Origin of the sequence: Marinobacter sp., from assembly GCF_041690615.1 — a bacterium.
Classification (GTDB): Bacteria; Pseudomonadota; Gammaproteobacteria; order Pseudomonadales; family Oleiphilaceae; genus Marinobacter.
The window spans coordinates 73,742-89,447 of the sequence record NZ_JAWLGY010000017.1 but is presented as its reverse complement, the minus strand read 5'-3'; the positions used below and the strand labels follow the sequence as shown (position 1 = coordinate 89,447).

16 protein-coding genes are annotated in these 15,706 nt (G+C 59.2%); 12 read left to right on the top strand and 4 right to left on the bottom strand.

Annotated features, from left to right (window positions below; all coding sequences use genetic code 11):
• Positions 1–4: 4 nt before the first annotated feature.
• The gene (locus ACESMZ_RS12880) at positions 5–514 is read left to right on the top strand and encodes a nitrous oxide reductase accessory protein NosL (protein WP_372972732.1); all 510 of its coding nucleotides are present in this window, start codon (positions 5–7) and stop codon (positions 512–514) included.
• 257 nt (positions 515–771) lie between these two features.
• Here ACESMZ_RS12880 and ACESMZ_RS12875 read toward each other — a convergent pair whose 3' ends face one another.
• On the bottom strand, positions 772–951 hold the full coding sequence (locus tag ACESMZ_RS12875; RefSeq protein ID WP_372972730.1) for a ribbon-helix-helix protein, CopG family: 180 nt from the start codon (positions 949–951) through the stop codon (positions 772–774).
• Between the two features lie 191 nt (positions 952–1,142).
• Between ACESMZ_RS12875 and dauA the strand changes: the two genes are divergently transcribed.
• Positions 1,143–2,894 carry a C4-dicarboxylic acid transporter DauA gene (dauA, locus tag ACESMZ_RS12870; RefSeq protein WP_372972729.1) on the top strand — a complete coding sequence of 584 codons (1,752 nt, stop codon included), beginning with the start codon at positions 1,143–1,145 and terminating at the stop codon, positions 2,892–2,894.
• A 4-nt stretch (positions 2,895–2,898) separates the two neighbouring features.
• On the opposite strand, the gene moaA is transcribed toward dauA, so the two are convergent.
• Positions 2,899–3,891, bottom strand: a complete 993-nt coding sequence (moaA, locus tag ACESMZ_RS12865; RefSeq protein ID WP_372956604.1) for a GTP 3',8-cyclase MoaA — start codon at positions 3,889–3,891, stop codon at positions 2,899–2,901.
• Between the two features lie 266 nt (positions 3,892–4,157).
• Between moaA and ACESMZ_RS12860 the strand changes: the two genes are divergently transcribed.
• The 3 genes from ACESMZ_RS12860 (at position 4,158) to ACESMZ_RS12850 (ending at position 5,370) form a co-directional block, all read left to right on the top strand.
• On the top strand, positions 4,158–4,391 hold the full coding sequence (locus ACESMZ_RS12860) for a hypothetical protein (RefSeq protein ID WP_372972728.1): 234 nt from the start codon (positions 4,158–4,160) through the stop codon (positions 4,389–4,391).
• 138 nt (positions 4,392–4,529) lie between these two features.
• Entirely contained in the window at positions 4,530–4,886 is a 357-nt protein-coding gene (locus ACESMZ_RS12855; protein WP_372956606.1) for a YbaN family protein, read from the top strand.
• A gap of 46 nt (positions 4,887–4,932) precedes the next feature.
• Positions 4,933–5,370, top strand: a complete 438-nt coding sequence (locus tag ACESMZ_RS12850) for an RrF2 family transcriptional regulator (protein ID WP_372956607.1) — start codon at positions 4,933–4,935, stop codon at positions 5,368–5,370.
• A 102-nt stretch (positions 5,371–5,472) separates the two neighbouring features.
• Here ACESMZ_RS12850 and ACESMZ_RS12845 read toward each other — a convergent pair whose 3' ends face one another.
• Positions 5,473–6,069 (bottom strand): HD domain-containing protein, encoded by a 597-nt coding sequence (locus ACESMZ_RS12845; RefSeq protein ID WP_372956608.1) that lies wholly within the window; start codon positions 6,067–6,069, stop codon positions 5,473–5,475.
• A gap of 117 nt (positions 6,070–6,186) precedes the next feature.
• Positions 6,187–8,274 carry a catalase gene (locus ACESMZ_RS12840; protein WP_372956609.1) on the bottom strand — a complete coding sequence of 696 codons (2,088 nt, stop codon included), beginning with the start codon at positions 8,272–8,274 and terminating at the stop codon, positions 6,187–6,189.
• A 348-nt stretch (positions 8,275–8,622) separates the two neighbouring features.
• On the opposite strand from ACESMZ_RS12840, the gene ACESMZ_RS12835 reads away from it, so the two are divergent.
• The 7 genes from ACESMZ_RS12835 (at position 8,623) to ACESMZ_RS12805 (ending at position 15,702) form a co-directional block, all read left to right on the top strand.
• The gene (locus ACESMZ_RS12835; protein ID WP_372956610.1) at positions 8,623–9,264 is read left to right on the top strand and encodes a hypothetical protein; all 642 of its coding nucleotides are present in this window, start codon (positions 8,623–8,625) and stop codon (positions 9,262–9,264) included.
• A 9-nt stretch (positions 9,265–9,273) separates the two neighbouring features.
• Positions 9,274–10,155 carry an ion channel gene (locus tag ACESMZ_RS12830; RefSeq protein WP_372956611.1) on the top strand — a complete coding sequence of 294 codons (882 nt, stop codon included), beginning with the start codon at positions 9,274–9,276 and terminating at the stop codon, positions 10,153–10,155.
• Between the two features lie 318 nt (positions 10,156–10,473).
• Positions 10,474–11,241 (top strand): Crp/Fnr family transcriptional regulator, encoded by a 768-nt coding sequence (locus tag ACESMZ_RS12825; protein ID WP_372956612.1) that lies wholly within the window; start codon positions 10,474–10,476, stop codon positions 11,239–11,241.
• A gap of 131 nt (positions 11,242–11,372) precedes the next feature.
• A complete protein-coding gene (locus ACESMZ_RS12820) occupies positions 11,373–12,725 on the top strand; it encodes a TrpB-like pyridoxal phosphate-dependent enzyme (RefSeq protein ID WP_372972727.1) in 1,353 nt (450 codons plus the stop codon).
• Positions 12,726–12,905: 180 nt separating this feature from the next.
• Positions 12,906–13,286: a CidA/LrgA family protein gene (locus tag ACESMZ_RS12815; protein ID WP_372972726.1), complete on the top strand. Its 381-nt coding sequence runs from the start codon at positions 12,906–12,908 to the stop codon at positions 13,284–13,286.
• Positions 13,279–14,010 (top strand): LrgB family protein, encoded by a 732-nt coding sequence (locus ACESMZ_RS12810; protein WP_372972725.1) that lies wholly within the window; start codon positions 13,279–13,281, stop codon positions 14,008–14,010. Before ACESMZ_RS12815 ends, ACESMZ_RS12810 begins: the two co-directional genes overlap by 8 nt.
• 198 nt (positions 14,011–14,208) lie before the next feature.
• Positions 14,209–15,702 (top strand): diguanylate cyclase domain-containing protein, encoded by a 1,494-nt coding sequence (locus tag ACESMZ_RS12805; RefSeq protein ID WP_372972724.1) that lies wholly within the window; start codon positions 14,209–14,211, stop codon positions 15,700–15,702.
• The last annotated feature ends 4 nt before the right edge of the window (positions 15,703–15,706 follow it).

Genomic DNA, 15,706 nt, shown 5'->3' with positions numbered 1-15,706 from the left:
GGTTCTGGCTTTTTCCCTTGCTCTGGCGGCCTGTTCCGGGTCGGAGGAAACCGCCCAGGCGAAGCCTGATGCGGTTCATTTCGAGTCCGGGGATGAGTGCCATGTTTGCGGTATGGTGATTACCCGGTTCCCGGGGCCCAAGGGGGAGTCAATTTCCGGCAAGGAGCAGCAGGTTCGCAAATTCTGCTCCACCAAGGATATGTTTTCCTGGGTTCTGCAGCCGGAGAACGTTAAACGTGACCATGTGCTGTATGTGCATGACATGGCCGAGACAGACTGGGATCACCCTGACGATACCGCCCTGATTGATGCTCGCGAGGCGTTCTATGTGGTCGGGTCGGAGCGTACCGGTGCCATGGGGCCTACCCTGGCGTCCTTTGCTGAGGAGTCAGCAGCTGAGGCGTTTGCCTCGGAGTTCGGGGGGGAGGTTGTGGCCTTTGCGGATGTGACTATGGAGCATCTGAGTTCCGGGGGTGGGGTGTCGTCCGGGATGGGTGGTTCTCATTCCATGTAGTGTTTGTTTTGAGGGTTGATTCGCGGGCCTGTTTTTTCAGGCCTGCGGGTTTGGGTGGCGGCTCATTGCCCCTGGGGGCTTTCGCCGCCGCGTTGGAGGGGCGTCCTGCCACCCCAACGCTTCCGGGGCATCCATGCCCCTGCTCTGAAAGCCCCCAGGGACACTGAGCCCGGGCCTCAGTGCTGTCCGTATTCGGGCTGGGCTAGGTTGCCTCGTTTGGCATTGAGCAATGGTTAATCACGTTTGAACCAAACTGCTCAAGATTCCGAATTCTTCCCTTCCGTGTCATAACTTACGCCATGCTCCCGCAGGTACTCACGGATCATTTGCCGCACCACCTGTGACGGGGTCAGGTCCTGTGAGGCGCAGAGTTGCTCGAACGCCTTCTTCTTGTTCGGGTCGATCAGCAGGGTCAGCCGCGCCGTCTTCTTTTCCACTACTCGTCTCCTGTCTGTTCTATTAACATTAAATGTTAATATTTTTGGCTAATTCCGGCAATACGGAGTCCAGCCGATTCATTTGCGAGCCATAATAACCATATGTTAATGTTATTAACATAGTTTGCTTTCGAATTACTGGGTGTCCGGCCCGCTTATGCCGGGTGCCTGCATCTGACAGGGGGGTTGCCATGGCGCGTCAACGGTTTCCGGTCAGTCTCCCCGGTATCGCCACCGGGCTTCGTGGGGCATGGCGGGAAGGCTACGGGGCGGCGGAGCTGCGGCAGGATGTGATGGCCGGGATGACGGTGGGAACGGTAGCGGTGCCCCTGTCCATGGCGCTGGCCATCGCCACCGGCGTGCCGCCCCAGCACGGTCTGTATACGGCGATTGTTGCCGGCGCCATCATCGCGCTGACCGGGGGGGCACGGTTTAACGTGTCCGGTCCGACCGCTGCCTTTGTGGTTATTCTCTTTCCCATTGTCCAGCAGTACGGATTGGGTGGGCTGCTGATTGCCACCATGATGGCAGGGTTGCTGCTCGTGGCCCTCGGGCTGGCCCGTATGGGACGATTGATCCAGTTTGTTCCCTATCCGGTGGTGCTGGGCTTTACTGCCGGCATTGCCGTGGTGATTGCCATGCTGCAGGTGCCGGATTTCCTCGGTCTGAGTACCGGGCCCATGGGGGAGCATTTTACCGAGAACATCGGGATTATCCTGTCGTCCTTTCCGACACTGGAACCGTTTGAATTTGGCATCGGGGTATTCACTCTGGGCGTTATGCTGCTCTGGCCCAAACTGGGTGTACCGGTGCCGGCACCGTTGGTGGGGCTGGTTGTCGGCGGCTTTGCGGCGTGGGGAGTGAACGCCGTGTTTGGTGGCGAGGGTACGCAGGCTGTGGAGACCATTGCTTCCCGCTTCACCTGGGAGGCCGGGGGCGAGTCCGGCCAGGGTATTCCGCCGGTGTTGCCCACGTTGATGGCTCCCTGGCAGTTGCCGGGGCCGGACGGACAGCCCCTTGTACTGAGTTTTGACCTGTTCCGGTCTCTGACGGGGCCAGCCTTTGCCATTGCCATGTTGGGAGCCATTGAGTCCCTGCTGTGCGCGGTGGTAGCTGACGGGCTGACCCGGACCCGTCATGACCCGGATGCGGAGCTGATTGGGCAGGGCCTGGGGAATATTGCCGCGCCCCTGTTTGGTGGTATTACCGCGACCGCGGCGCTGGCCCGTACCGCCACGAGCATTCGCAGTGGGGCGCGGTCGCCGGTGGCCGCACTGGTGCACGCCGTCGTAGTACTGCTATCGGTGGTGGTGCTGGCGGGGGTGCTTGGCCTGGTGCCCATGGCGGCATTGGCGGCACTGCTGTTCATCGTTGCCTGGAATATGAGTGAGGCGAGGCACTTCGTCCATACCCTGCGGTCGGCACCGGCGGGGGATGTGGTTATCCTGATTACCTGCTTCGGCCTGACAGTCTTGTTCGACATGGTGCTGGCGGTGGCGGTAGGCGTCGGGCTGGCGGCGGCCCTGTTTATCCGGCGCATGGCCCTGCTCACGCACACCGAGCCCGCCGGTGCGGAGCACCACCCCTCGCTGAACGGCCTACCGGACTCGGTAGTGGTCTACGATATCAATGGTCCCCTGTTTTTCGGGGTCGCGGAGACAGCACTGCGTTCCCTGCATGTGGTGGACCCACACGTTCGTACTGTGATTCTGGATATGCACGATGTGCCCAGCATGGACGGCACGGCCCTTGTGGCCATGCGGTCACTGATGGAAGAAATGCAGCGCGAGGGTGTCAGCCTGATTTTCGCCGGGCTGCCGGCAAGGATTATCGTGAAGTTGCGGCGAGCCGGGGTGCGTAAGCAGACTGGGGCGCTGACCTACGCCCGCACGCTGGATGATGCCCGGGCGGTGGCACTGCGATGGGAAAACCGGGCGGCGTGAACGTTCAGCCGCCGGTCATGTTCATGAAACGAAGGATCTGGACATCGCCGTTGAGGTCGAAGTGGTGCTTCTCGGGCTTCAGGTCCATGGCGTCGATGATGGTCTGTTGCAGCTTGTCATCGCTGACCGGGTTGCCGCGCAGGACACGGCGCAGGTCGACAGAGTGCTCGTTACCCAGGCACAGGAGCAGCCGGCCTTCCACGGTGACACGTACCCGGTTGCAGGTGGCGCAGAAGTTATGGGAGTGGGGTGAAATAAAGCCAACCCGCGTCTTGCTGCCAGGCATGCGGTAATAGCGCGCCGGACCACCGGAGTCCTCTGTGGCTGGCACCAGGTCGTGGTGCTGGCGGATCACGTCCCGGACTTCGTCACTGCTGCAGAAGGCTTCACCCCGGTCGTGCTCGGTGATCTGGCCCAGGGGCATTTCCTCGATAAACGTAATATCCACACCCTTGCGACGGGCGAAGTCGACCAGTTCCGGCACTTCCTCGTCATTACGGCCCTTGAGTACCACGGTGTTGAGCTTGATGCCCCGGAAGCCCGCTTCCCGGGCGGCGTCAATGCCATCCATTACCTGTGACAGGCGACCGGTACGGGTAATGCGGCGGAACTTGTCCTCGTCCAGGGAATCCAGGCTGATATTGAGGCGGTGCAGCCCGGCGCGACGCAGGTCTTCCGCCATGGTCGGCAGCTGGCTGCCGTTGGTGGTCATGGCAAAGTCCCGCAGACCATAGCTGCCAATCTCTTTCACCAGTTCGAGAATATCCTTGCGGACCAGTGGTTCGCCACCGGTAAGGCGGATCTTTTCCGTGCCCAGGTCAGAGAAGGTGCGGGCGACCCGGGCGATTTCTTCGAGGGTCAGCACCTGCTGGCGGGGCAGGAAAGTCATGTCCTCCGCCATGCAGTACACACAGCGGAAATCACACCGGTCAGTGACAGACAGGCGCACGTAATTCACGGTGCGGCCAAAGCGGTCGGTCAACCTGGATTCGGGCATGTCTGCTTTCCTGTCCTGTGGTAAATCGAGGTGTATCAACAAGCGTAGCCCAAGTATGGCAAACCTGGGGCCCGAATCCGATACCCCCCCGGGAGTATTCCCTTGCCTGAAGGGTCGGCCTGCGTTCGTGGTGATAGCCTCAGCGACCGGACAGTGTTGGGCGGGCGAAAACCGTCCTGCTTGCGATAAGATGTATTTAATTTGAAGATTACTGAAGAATGGGCTTTAATACATTCATTGAAAATAAATGTTAAAGAGGGGGCAGCATGGCAGACAGTCAACTGATGGAGCGTCTTCTGAAGTTCGCTAACGGGGCACTGCTGGCCAGTGTGCTGGCGGTGGTTGTCACCGTTGTGCTCGCGTACCCACTGGCGAGCAGTTTGCCAATGCCGGCCCAGATCGGGGCCCATATCGGCACACTGATTATTGCGACCACGCTGAAGCTCTCCTATGTCACAAGGCTGGTTTCTCTTTATTCTCTGGGCAGACCCGTCCATTGAGTTGCGGTAAACTGGTTGCTTTTGCGACGGAATGTCACAGGCATGTTCCTTCCGATACAGGCATCCTCGGTCAACCTTGTGTGTATATCTGGTAGTGGCACGATGATGTTGTCAGGGCAGGGGACGGAGATAACCAATATGGGCAAAACCGGTTACCGGTTGCTTGCGTATATCAGTCTGAGTCTGGGAGTTGCGGGCATCGTCTTGCCCCTGCTCCCCACGACGCCTTTTGTGCTGCTGGCGGCCTGGAGCGCGAGCCGGGGCTCACCGGCGTTTGAAAGCTGGCTTCATAACCATGCACGGTTTGGCCCGCTGATTCGTGACTGGCACGAGAGACAGGCGGTGCCTCTTTCGGCAAAGTGGCTGGCGACAATACTACTGGCGTCCAGCTGGGCGTTCTTGTGGTGGTGGCAGTCACCGCCAGTGGTCCTGGTAATCACAGGACTGTTTTTTTCCGGCCTGGTCATTTTTCTCTTTACCCGGCCGACAGCATGAAATGTCAGGGATTATTCCCTGAAAAACAAGGGTTCAGGAGTCCCAGATGCACATTACCCGTTACACCGATTACTCATTGCGAGTGCTGATCTACCTGTCCATGCAGCGGGATCGGCTCGCCACGATCCAGGAGATCGCCGATAGCTACCAGATCTCCAAGAACCACCTGATGAAGGTGGTGCACCAGCTCAACAAGAAAGGCTATATCGAAACGGTCCGGGGCAAGAGTGGTGGCATGCGCCTGCACCGTGAACCGAACACCATCAACATAGGCGTGCTGGTGAGGGAAACCGAGCAGGACCTGGACCTGGTGGAGTGTTTTTCCTCGGAAGGCCACTGCGTCATTACACCGGTGTGCGGACTCAAGGGCGCCTTTGCCCACGCCCTGAAGGCCTTCCTCGAAGCGCTGGATGAGTACACACTGGAAGATGTGTTGCCGGACCGGCATCGTCCGCAGTTATTGCGGTTATTGCAGATCGCCTGAACACGTCTCCTGAGCCAGGAAAGGCCCGGCCAGAAGCTCTGACCGGGCCTTTTCCATTCCAGCTGTCTGCGCGGTGAGGAGTCGCAGACTCGCTGTTCCGGGTTATTCGGAAACCGCCTTGTACAGTGAGCGCTTCGGCTTGGCCATCACGCGATGCACCATGGGTTCGAAGAACTCCAGCGGCAGGATTTCACCGTCCGGATTAAATGCCGGGGAGTCGTACTTGCTGACAAACTCCAGGGTACGCTCGTAATAGGGGTGGTCCCGGTACTGCTCCCTCAGGTTGCGGTCCATGCCGAGGTGGTGGAAGAAATAATAGCCCTGGAAGATGGCGTGGTGCTTGACCATCCAGTGATTTTCCTCGGACACAAACGGCTCGACGATTGCAGCTGCGATATCCGCGTGGTTAAAGGTGCCCAGGGTATCTCCAATGTCGTGGAGCAGGGCACAGACCACGTATTCCTCATCCTTGCCGTCCCGGTGGGCCAGGGTGGCGGTCTGCAGGCAGTGAGTGAGGCGGTCCACCTTGAAGCCGCCGAAATCCCCGCCCAGCAGTTTCAGGTGTTCCAGGATACGGTCAGGATGCCCCTTGGCGAATTCCCGGAAGCAGCCACCGATCACTTCCCAGTCTTCCCGGGTACCTTCTTTCATGTCAGAGAAACTGGCGCGATCACGGGCGCCTGCGGTCATATCGTTCATAACAGAACCCTCATCAGCAGACATTGTTGTCGTTGTTTAGAATCACTATAGCGAACCGGTTGCACCCGCGACAAGGGAAATACTGCCCCGCCGGGGATGGACGGGACAGGGTACCCCTCAGAACTGATCGACTTTCTCTTCCCTGGGCCAGAAGCGAACGTCGCGGCAGGCCTCGATGAACCTGCCAGTGTCGTCCGGGCCATGGAAGGGAATGCAGCCATCATCGAGCATCGCTGTAAGGCCAACGCTGTCAAACAGCTTGCGTGCCGCCGGGGTGTAGCCGATGAACTTGCAGTGGGCAAAGGCATCGTCCACGAAGTCCCGGGCGGTGGCATCCTTCGCCAGGTCATCCACGTTGTCTTCGGAGGGCAGCAGGGCAATGGCATCGAATACCACGGATGGGCCGCCATCCACCTTTTCATCGGCAGCCAGCGGGTTGCCGTCGCTGTCCCTGACCCCGCCGATGGTGGGGGCCACTACGGCGAGCCGGGCACCTTCTGCCTCCACGGTTTCCCGGAGCTTTTTGAACAGGGCCGCATCAACCCCTTCGCTCACCAGAACGCCCACCTTGCGGCCCCGGAAGGTTTTCGGGCCGTTGAGCAGGATGCTGAGGGCCGGGGATTCCGGCAGGTCGGTGCGGGGAGCCATTGCGGCTTCCGCGGCTTCAGGTATCTCTTTCAGTCCCAGCCCCTCGCTCACTTCGGTGGCCAGCTGCCTGTCCACGTTCAGCAGGTGAGACACCATCCGCTCCCGGATATCCAGGCGCTCACATTTGCTCAGCTCGAACACAAAGGCGTTCTTGATGTGACGCTTCTCGATGTCTGTCTGGCTGATATAGAACTGGCGGGCCTGGCTGTAATGATCCGCAAAGGTTTCCGAGCGGACCCGCTCCTTGACCCCTTCCATCGGTGTTGGGTGTGACTGGAACCCGGTTCCCGGGCACTCCCTGGGGCCGGCGGCTTCCTGGTCCCAGCTGTTGGGCTCGTAGTTCACTCGCCCGGTGGGGTTCTTCATGGTCATGTGACCGTCCTGCATCAGGTGGTGGACAGGGCACCGGGGGGCGTTTACGGGAATGTTGGTGAAGTTGGGGCTGCCGAGACGTTTAAGCTGGGTGTCCAGGTAGGAGAAGTTGCGTCCCTGAAGCAGCGGGTCGTTGGAATGGTCAATGCCGCGAACAATGTTCTGGGTACAGAAGGCCACCTGCTCGGTTTCCGCGAAGAAGTTGTCCACCACGCGGTTCAGCACCATCTTGCCGATGGGGCGCACCGGCACCTGTTCCTCGGGAATGATCTTGGTGGCGTCGAGAATGTCGAACTCGAACTGGTCGGCAAACTCGTCGTCAAAGATCTGAACGCCGAGCTCCCATTCCGGGAAATCGCCGATCTGGATGGACTCCCACAGGTCCCGGCGATGGAAGTCGGGGTCCGCGCCATTGATCTTCAGTGCCTCGTTCCAGACCACCGACTGGAGGCCCTGCAGGGGCTTCCAGTGGAACTTGACGAATTTTGACGCCCCGCTGCTGTTCACAAAGCGGAAACTGTGAACGCCGAACCCTTCCATGAAACGGAAGGAGCGGGGAATCGCCCGGTCAGACATGGCCCACATCAGCATGTGAACACTCTCGGGTGTGAGAGAGACAAAGTCCCAGAAATTGTCGTGGGCGGTCTGGGCCTGCGGGAAGCCCCGGTCCGGCTCCTGCTTGGCGGCGTGGACCAGGTCGGGGAACTTCATGGCATCCTGGATAAAGAACACCGGAATATTATTACCCACCAGATCCCAGTTGCCTTCCCGGGTGTAGAACTTGGTGGCAAAACCACGGACGTCCCGGGGCAGGTCGGCCGACCCCTTGTTGCCTGCCACCGTCGAGAAACGCACGAAGACCTCGGTCTGTTCCCCGGCCCGCTGGAACAGGTCGGCACAGGTAATATCCGAGAGGTCACCGTAGTTCTCGAAATAGCCCTTGGCACCCATGCCACGGGCATGCACGACCCGCTCGGGGATCCGTTCATGGTCGAATTTGAAGAGCTTTTCCCGGAGAACGTGATCCTCCATAAGGGTCGGGCCGCGGGTGCCGCCCCTGAGCGAATTCTGGTTGTCGGCGATGGGCACGCCCTGCGGGGTGGTCATGGTCGGGGTGCCCTGGCCGGCCTGCTGGTGAGTCTCGCCGCCCTTGCCCTTGTTCGTGAAAGTAAATCGCTCAGCCATGTTCTGCTCCTTGTGAGTTGCCGTTTCACTGATGCTGATAACCCGTTCAGCGTCGAACAACCTGGTCAGGGAGGCAAATGGCTTTATTAACGCATCTTGCGGAAGGGTCTCATGATCGTGAATAAAAACGGCCGGGCTGCCAGCGCCTCATAACATGGGTTAATAACGGGGCGAAAAACTGTACTTAATAGGTACATAACGTACATGGAAAAGGGTCTGTACCTGGCAGATGGGGGTGAGGGACCTTAAATAACCTTCATCAAAATGTATGGTTTTTCACAGGGCATGTGCTTGGCTTTTTCATGAGTCCTTTGCAGACTCCCCGGCGAACAGGTCACGGAGGAGCAAATGCTTGAGTGGATACATCAGAACAGTACCCTGGTGAACTCGCTTACCAGTATCGGCACCCTGCTTATCTGGTTGTTCTATGCCCAATTGCTGTACCTGGGATTCAGCCGGCAACGGCGGCCCAGGATGCTGATCAACAAGGGGGTGGGGCACGAATACATCGATTCCCCCTGTCTGGTCTGCAATATGAGCCAGGAGGCGGTGTTTGTGTTTTTCGTGGTGGTTCGCCTGAACACGTCCAAGGGAGTGCTGACCGCCCCGATGACCGACATAGCCCCGGGTGCCGGCGACGAGAAACCGGCTCTGTGGGAGCGCACCCGGCAGGGCCCGCTGGACTCCGGCCAGTGCCTGGAGTTCATCAGTTTCCGTAACATGATCTCGACCATTGCCGGGCGGGAGGGCATCGAAACCGACCACGGTTACCCCTGTGACACCGATGTGGAACTGGAATGGCTGGAAATCCACGTAATCTGCATCTACGGCTCGGATGACAAGGCCTTTGGCGCTGTTCGCAAGTTCCGGATATGTGCCAATGACGAAACCCGTCAGGTAGAGCTGCAACCGACCTCGCTGGACACCTCCCGCCGGACCTCCTGGCGGTACCGGAGACGCATCAAACAATGGCTGCGGGAATATCAATAGGGGATCGGAATGGACTGGTTGAACTTTGTTGCCGGCGCCGCCCTGGTGGTGCTGGTTATGGTGGATGCCTGCTGGACCACCCTTACCACCCGTGGAGCGGGCGTCTTCACGGGCATGGTGACGAATACGGTGCGCTGGTGCGCAATAACGCTTTCCCGGAATGCCGGCCGGCGTGCTTTCCTGGTGGCCGCAGGGCCGTTGGCGATCACCCTGATGGGGCTGGTATGGGTAACGGGCCTCTGGGCAGGCTGGGTGCTGATGTTTGCTGCCATTCCGGGGGCGGTGCAGCAGTCTTCCACGATGATGCCTGCCACCGCTGCGGGTGACCTTGTCTACTTTGTCGGCTTTACCCTGTCGACACTGGGGGTTGGCGATCTGGTCCCCGCCGGTACCTTGTCCCGGGTTCTGACAGCGGTGGCCTCGTTCAACGGATTGATACTGATTACGCTGGGTATCACTTATGCCGTGCCACTGGTGAGCGGTGCCGTGCAGCGCAGGGAGCTGGCCTTTGAACTGAGTCTGGTGAACAGCGCCGCCCGGGCAGAAGGGAGCTCCCCGTTGCCCAGCCTGACAGAGGGCCTGAAGTCGGTACGACGTGACCTGATGCATTGTACGGAACAGCGAATGGCCTATCCGATGCTGGATCTCTACTTCACCCGCGCCAGGGAATTTTCCCTGCCCTGGCAGCTGGCGAACGCCGTGAGTCTTGCCCTGAAGTACCTGGAACAGGACGGGGTTCGGCCACAGGATCAGCGGGAGCTCGGGAACTTCCTGGCGGTGGCGGAGCGGTACCTGGTACTGCACGGTCTGACGTCCGGTTCTGTGGACAATCGGTTACAGCGTCTGGTGGAGAAAGACGGGTGGCCTGAGGCTGTCTCATGGCGGGGTTAATGCTGGCGCGACACGCTTATTTAACGTCGATACATATAAAAAAAATAAATAATTCTACAATCATATCCGGGGAAAACCTGGTTCGCATTAACATAGATTGTGCCGTATCTGGCGGCATAAAATAATCGTTGATAATTATCGTTAATACGCTAACGTTGGTCATGTTGGCGCCATGGGTCGGGTGTGTTACTTGATTCGCCTTCATTGGTAGTTCGCTAACCCGCTGTATGAAATGCGGTTTTATTTTTCCTGGATAAGGTGCCTTGAACGTCGCCTGTGTGGAGTCACTGTGCCCCTGAAAAAAACATCGAGGTAGTTATGGGTTGGAGAATTCCTGAAGCCCTGAAAGAAAGAAGTGGACAGGCGGATGCCGGTAAATCCATTGACCCGTTCAGTATTTGTAATATTTCTTCTTCGCCAGTGAGTGTTTTTAAATCAGAAAACCTTTACTCGGAAGGGAACTCCGCCGATCACGTCTATGTGGTAAGGAGCGGCTTGTGTTTTTCGTTCCGTTATGACGAGGACGGTCGCCGGCAGATTATCGACCTGGCCTTTCCGGGCGATTTTATAGGACTGGAGGCTCTCACCCAGGCCCGGTTTGTCAGCAGTGTCTCGGCTTTGACCCAGGCCGAACTGGTTGCCTATTCGGTCGATGACTTTACCCGCCAGTGCTATGACGAGCCGGCACTCTCTCGCGCACTGGTTGAGTGTATTGCCAAAGAGCACGCCATTCTCACCAAACGATTGGTGGGTGTGGCCCACAGCCCGGCCGACCAGCGTATCGCCCACTTTCTCCTCGAGATACGGAGCCGGGCCCTGCAATCCAGCAAGCTCCACCCCGTCAGTGAGGGCACCAGAAACCGGGCGCTGATCACGGCCGGTGGCGACTTTAACCTGAAGCTGCCCCAGGCAATCATTGCCGACACCCTCGGGCTCAGCATCGTCCATGTCAGCCGGACCCTGAGCAAGCTCAAGGAAGAGGGACTGATCGAGGACTCTTCCGCAGGGATACGTTATCGCAATCTGGATGGCCTGAAAGCGCTGGCACTCTGGGAGGGCATCTCGCCCTGGCTTGAGGCGGGATGACGACTGGTTGCCATTGACCCCTCTCCTTTCAGTCACCGGGCACCCGGGTTATGCCTATGGAGCAGTTCCCGGAACGGGCCGATATGGTAATGTGGGCATCTCTGCAATCGTGTCGTAAGGAACCCAAACCAATGACAACAAAGTACCTCCTTGATGAAACCCGCATGCCAAAGACCTGGTACAACATCCAGGCAGATTTTCCCGAGCCCATGGCCCCGGTGCTTCACCCGGTTACCAAAGAGCCGGTGGGGCCGGCGGATCTGGAGCCTCTGTTTGCCAGGGCGCTGATCGAACAGGAGGTGAGCACCGAACGGGACATCGAGATTCCCGAGCCGGTGCGTGAGGTTTACCGCCTGTGGCGTCCTGCTCCCCTCTATCGCGCCCATGGCCTGGAGAAAGCGCTGGGTACCACCGCAAAGATCTTCTACAAGTATGAGGGCGTCAGCCCCGCCGGCAGCCACAAGCCCAATACGGCGATTCCCCAGGCGTTCTACAACAAGCAGGAAGGCATCAACCGGCTGACCACTGAAACCGGTGCCGGCCAGTGGGGAACCTCACTGGCCTTTGCCGGCTCCCTGTTCGATATGGATGTCAACGTCTTCCAGGTACGGGTTTCCTACGATCAGAAGCCTTACCGCAGGGCGGTTATGGAAACCTACGGCGCCAAGTGCGTTGCGTCGCCCTCCAACCTGACCGAATTCGGGCGCAAGGTGCTGGCGGAAAATCCGGACCATACCGGCAGCCTGGGCATTGCGATTTCCGAAGCCGTCGAGCTGGCGGTTCAGGACCCGAACACCAAGTATGCCCTGGGCTCGGTACTCAACCATGTGCTGGTGCACCAGTCCATCATCGGCCTGGAAGCCATGGAGCAGATGGAAATGGCCGACGCCTGGCCGGACGTGATTGTGGGTTGCACTGGCGGTGGCTCCAATTTTGCCGGCATTGCGTTCCCGTTTATGGGCCATGCCCTGCGTGGTGGTGAGAACCCCCGGATCGTGGCCGTAGAGCCGTCCGCCTGTCCGACCCTGACCCGGGGCAAGTTCGCCTACGACTATGGCGATACTGCCCATATGACGCCGCTCACCAAGATGCATACCCTGGGCTCCCAGTTCACTCCGCCGGGCTTCCATGCCGGTGGTCTGCGCTACCATGGCATGGCGCCGATGGTTTCCCACGCGAAGGAGCTGGGGCTGTTTGAGGCAACCGCCTATACCCAGAGGGAGTGTTTCGAGGCAGGTGTAATGTTTGCCCGTGCAGAGGGCATTGTGCCAGCGCCGGAAGCCAACCATGCGGTGAAAGGCGCTATAGAGGAGGCCCTGCGGTGCAAGCGCGAAGGCACTTCCGAGGTGATCCTGTTCAACCTGTGTGGTCACGGTCACTTTGATATGGCCGCCTATACCTCGTACTTCGCCGGTGAGCTGGGGGACTATGAGTATGATGATGCCGAGCTGGGTATGGCGTTGTCTGGCCTTCCTTCGGTGTAATGCGCTGTCCGGGTAATTCTGCCGAGTAACGAAAACCCGCCAAAACCGGCGGGTTTTCTGTCAGGGCACTCTGTACAAGTGTGAACAGGCGGGTTCTCGCCCCTACTCCGCAGTAGCCAGGCATCCCGGGGTGCCGCCTGACTGAGACAACAACCCTTTGAAAACGGAGCAAGCAGGGGAATGACGTTCCTTGTGGGGGTAACGCTGCTGCTGGTTTTGCAGCTGGCAGGTGAGGTGGTAGTGCGACTGCTGGCATGGCCGGTTCCCGGGCCAGTGTTGGGCATGATCGTGCTGTTTCTGATCCTGCTGCTGCGCAAAGGCGTGCCGGGTTCCCTTGCTACGGCCAGTAGCGGGCTGCTCACTCACCTGTCGCTGCTGTTCGTGCCTGCGGGAGTGGGTGTGATGGTTCATGGCGACCGGCTGATGGCCGAGTGGTTGCCAGTGGTCGCCGTGCTGTTGGTCACCACGTTACTTACCATGCTGGTGACCGCCGGCGTGATGGTCCTCGCAACCCGCTACCTGGTGCCCGGCTACCGGGAGCAGGAGCAAAGCGATGACTGAGCCGAACCTGGTCGAGATCTGGGTTTACCTGTCGGCCTCACCCTTGCTGGGGCTGACCATGACTCTGGTCGCCTATCTGGCGGCATTCTCGCTCTATCAGCGAGCCGGTGGTTCGCCCCTGTTGAACCCGGTGCTGATCGCGATGGTCATGATCATCCTGGTTCTGACGGTGAGCGGTATTCCGTACCAGGACTATTTCGAGGGTGCCCAGTTCGTTCACTTCCTGCTGGGGCCGGCGACGGTCGCCCTTGCGGTGCCTCTTTACGAACAGCTCTCCCGCCTTCGCCGGTTGTGGCTGCCTGTCAGCCTTGCCATTGTGGCCGGCGTTGTCTTTGCCGCTGTCAGTTCTGTGCTCCTGGCCAGGGTCCTGGGGGCGACCAGCCAGACCCAGTTGTCACTGGCCCCCAAGTCCGCTACAGCACCGGTAGCGATGGGTATTTCCGAGGCCATTGGCGGATTGCCCTCGCTGACGGCCGTGCTGGTGGTGGTGACCGGAATAGTGGGCGCGGTATTGGGCACCCGGCTATTCCAGTGGTCTGGTATCCGTGATGACAGCGTAAAGGGCATTGCCATGGGGGTGGCGGCCCATGGTATCGGAACCGCCCGCGCATTCCAGGTGAGCAAGCAGATGGGCGCCTTCTCCGGGCTGGCCATGGCGCTGTCAGCGTTCGCCACCGCCATGCTGGTCCCCTGGCTCGTAGACTGGATCGAGGGCGTTTTGTAACAGGGGCACCCTGTTGGCCAGGCTTCCGGTCTCCGCGGAACTGAGGGCAAACCAGGCTGCGTCGACAACCTGTCGCAAAAAGATGTGAAAAGGTGTCAAAACCAATTCCCAGTATTTTACTCAAGATACAAACAGGCTAATCTTTAGGAATGGGCGGCGTTTAACCGTATAAAAAATGCCCGTAGTCAGGAGGCGCGGATGAGGGATGACAGTTTTGCTGAGGCTCTGCTGAATAACTTACAGGAGTTTCTGGATTCCTCACCGGATTGTTTGCTGGTCAGCGACTTCGACACCCATCGTTACCTGTACGTTAACGAAACCACCTGCACGATGACCGGTTACAGTCGCCATGAGCTGCTGGAGATGGAAGCGTCTGCGCTGACTCTTCAGGATCGTGACCTTGTCTCCGAAATCTATCAGAAAGCCCGGGAGGCGGGCGATGCTGGCTTTACCGATGAGCCCCGGCTTATGGAGAGCAAGGACCGTTCGCGAAGGGGCTGGTGGGAGCCGCATTTCCGCTACACCATCGTTCACGGCAGGGAAGTGGTGGTGATCGTTTCCCGTGAGGTCACACCGCAGGTCCTTGCTGAAAGAGCGGCACTGCGCGCCAAGAAAATCTATGCAGCCTTGAGCGCTACCAACGAAGCGATCATTCGCAGTTCTTCCCCTGATGAGCTTTTCCAGGCTGTATGTGATGCCGCCATCGAAAGTGGTGGGATGACGACGGCGGTCGTCCTGATGCCGGATCCCGGTTCGGATCTCCTGGTACCGAGGGCGATGGCTGGCTATGGGCGCGATGCTATGGACGAAACGGTCATTTCCACTGATCCGGGTCGACCTGAAGGGCGAGGGCTTAACGGCACGGCTTTCCGTAGTTGCGAGCCCGAAGTCACGGGTGACTTTCTCAGGGATGACCGTACGCGCCACTGGCACGGTATGGTCCGAAGCAAGACTCGCCTGAAGTCTGCTGCGTCGGTCCCCATCCTCAGGGCCGGGCGGGCTATCGGGACACTTTACCTTTGTTCCCGCGAACGGGGAGCGTTCGATGAGGAGATTATCAATCTGCTCTTGCGCATGGCGGATAACGTCTCCTTTGCCTTGCAGACGTTCGAGAGGGAAGAGGAGCGTCGGCAGGCGGAAGAGCGAGCCCACTACCTGGCAACCCACTGCAGCCTCACCGGCCTCCCTAACCGCAACCTGCTGGCGGATCTCCTGGAACAGGCTATTGCGTCAGTGGACCGCACCGGCCACAAGCCGGCCATCATGTTTATCGACCTGGACCACTTCAAGGAAGTGAACGACACCTGGGGTCACGACACCGGTGACCGGGTGCTGGAACAGGTGGCCAGCCGCTTGCGGGGTTTGCTGCGTGACCACGACGTACTGGCCCGGCTTGGTGGTGATGAGTTCGTGGTGCTGGTGCAGAACATTGACCGGCGAGCCCACGCGGTTCGCGTGGCAGAAAAACTACTGCAGGCGTCGAAGCAGCCGATAAAGGTCGAGAACCATGCCTTTGAAATCACCTTCAGCATCGGCATCAGCCTCTACCCTGACCATGGCTGCCATCAGCGGGAGCTGATGAAGGCGGCCGACCTGGCTATGTACGTGGCCAAGGAAAAGGGCAAGAACACCTGGGCCATTTCCGGCGACGGTGCCCAGAGCCGGATAAGCTGCGTGGACGAGCCGGCCTGAGTAT

Bases quoted from the DNA above. Each gene is read 5' to 3' on its own strand.
- ACESMZ_RS12845 (WP_372956608.1), bottom strand. From the start codon at position 6,069: ATGAACGATATGACCGCAGGCGCCCGTGATCGCGCCAGTTTCTCTGAC.
- ACESMZ_RS12855 (WP_372956606.1), top strand. From the start codon at position 4,530: ATGGGCAAAACCGGTTACCGGTTGCTTGCGTATATCAGTCTGAGTCTG.
- ACESMZ_RS12830 (WP_372956611.1), top strand. From the start codon at position 9,274: ATGGACTGGTTGAACTTTGTTGCCGGCGCCGCCCTGGTGGTGCTGGTT.
- ACESMZ_RS12820 (WP_372972727.1), top strand. From the start codon at position 11,373: ATGACAACAAAGTACCTCCTTGATGAAACCCGCATGCCAAAGACCTGG.
- ACESMZ_RS12815 (WP_372972726.1), top strand. From the start codon at position 12,906: ATGACGTTCCTTGTGGGGGTAACGCTGCTGCTGGTTTTGCAGCTGGCA.
- ACESMZ_RS12860 (WP_372972728.1), top strand. From the start codon at position 4,158: ATGGCAGACAGTCAACTGATGGAGCGTCTTCTGAAGTTCGCTAACGGG.
- ACESMZ_RS12810 (WP_372972725.1), top strand. From the start codon at position 13,279: ATGACTGAGCCGAACCTGGTCGAGATCTGGGTTTACCTGTCGGCCTCA.
- ACESMZ_RS12850 (WP_372956607.1), top strand. From the start codon at position 4,933: ATGCACATTACCCGTTACACCGATTACTCATTGCGAGTGCTGATCTAC.
- ACESMZ_RS12835 (WP_372956610.1), top strand. From the start codon at position 8,623: ATGCTTGAGTGGATACATCAGAACAGTACCCTGGTGAACTCGCTTACC.
- dauA (WP_372972729.1), top strand. From the start codon at position 1,143: ATGGCGCGTCAACGGTTTCCGGTCAGTCTCCCCGGTATCGCCACCGGG.
- ACESMZ_RS12825 (WP_372956612.1), top strand. From the start codon at position 10,474: ATGGGTTGGAGAATTCCTGAAGCCCTGAAAGAAAGAAGTGGACAGGCG.
- moaA (WP_372956604.1), bottom strand. From the start codon at position 3,891: ATGCCCGAATCCAGGTTGACCGACCGCTTTGGCCGCACCGTGAATTAC.
- ACESMZ_RS12840 (WP_372956609.1), bottom strand. From the start codon at position 8,274: ATGGCTGAGCGATTTACTTTCACGAACAAGGGCAAGGGCGGCGAGACT.
- ACESMZ_RS12805 (WP_372972724.1), top strand. From the start codon at position 14,209: ATGAGGGATGACAGTTTTGCTGAGGCTCTGCTGAATAACTTACAGGAG.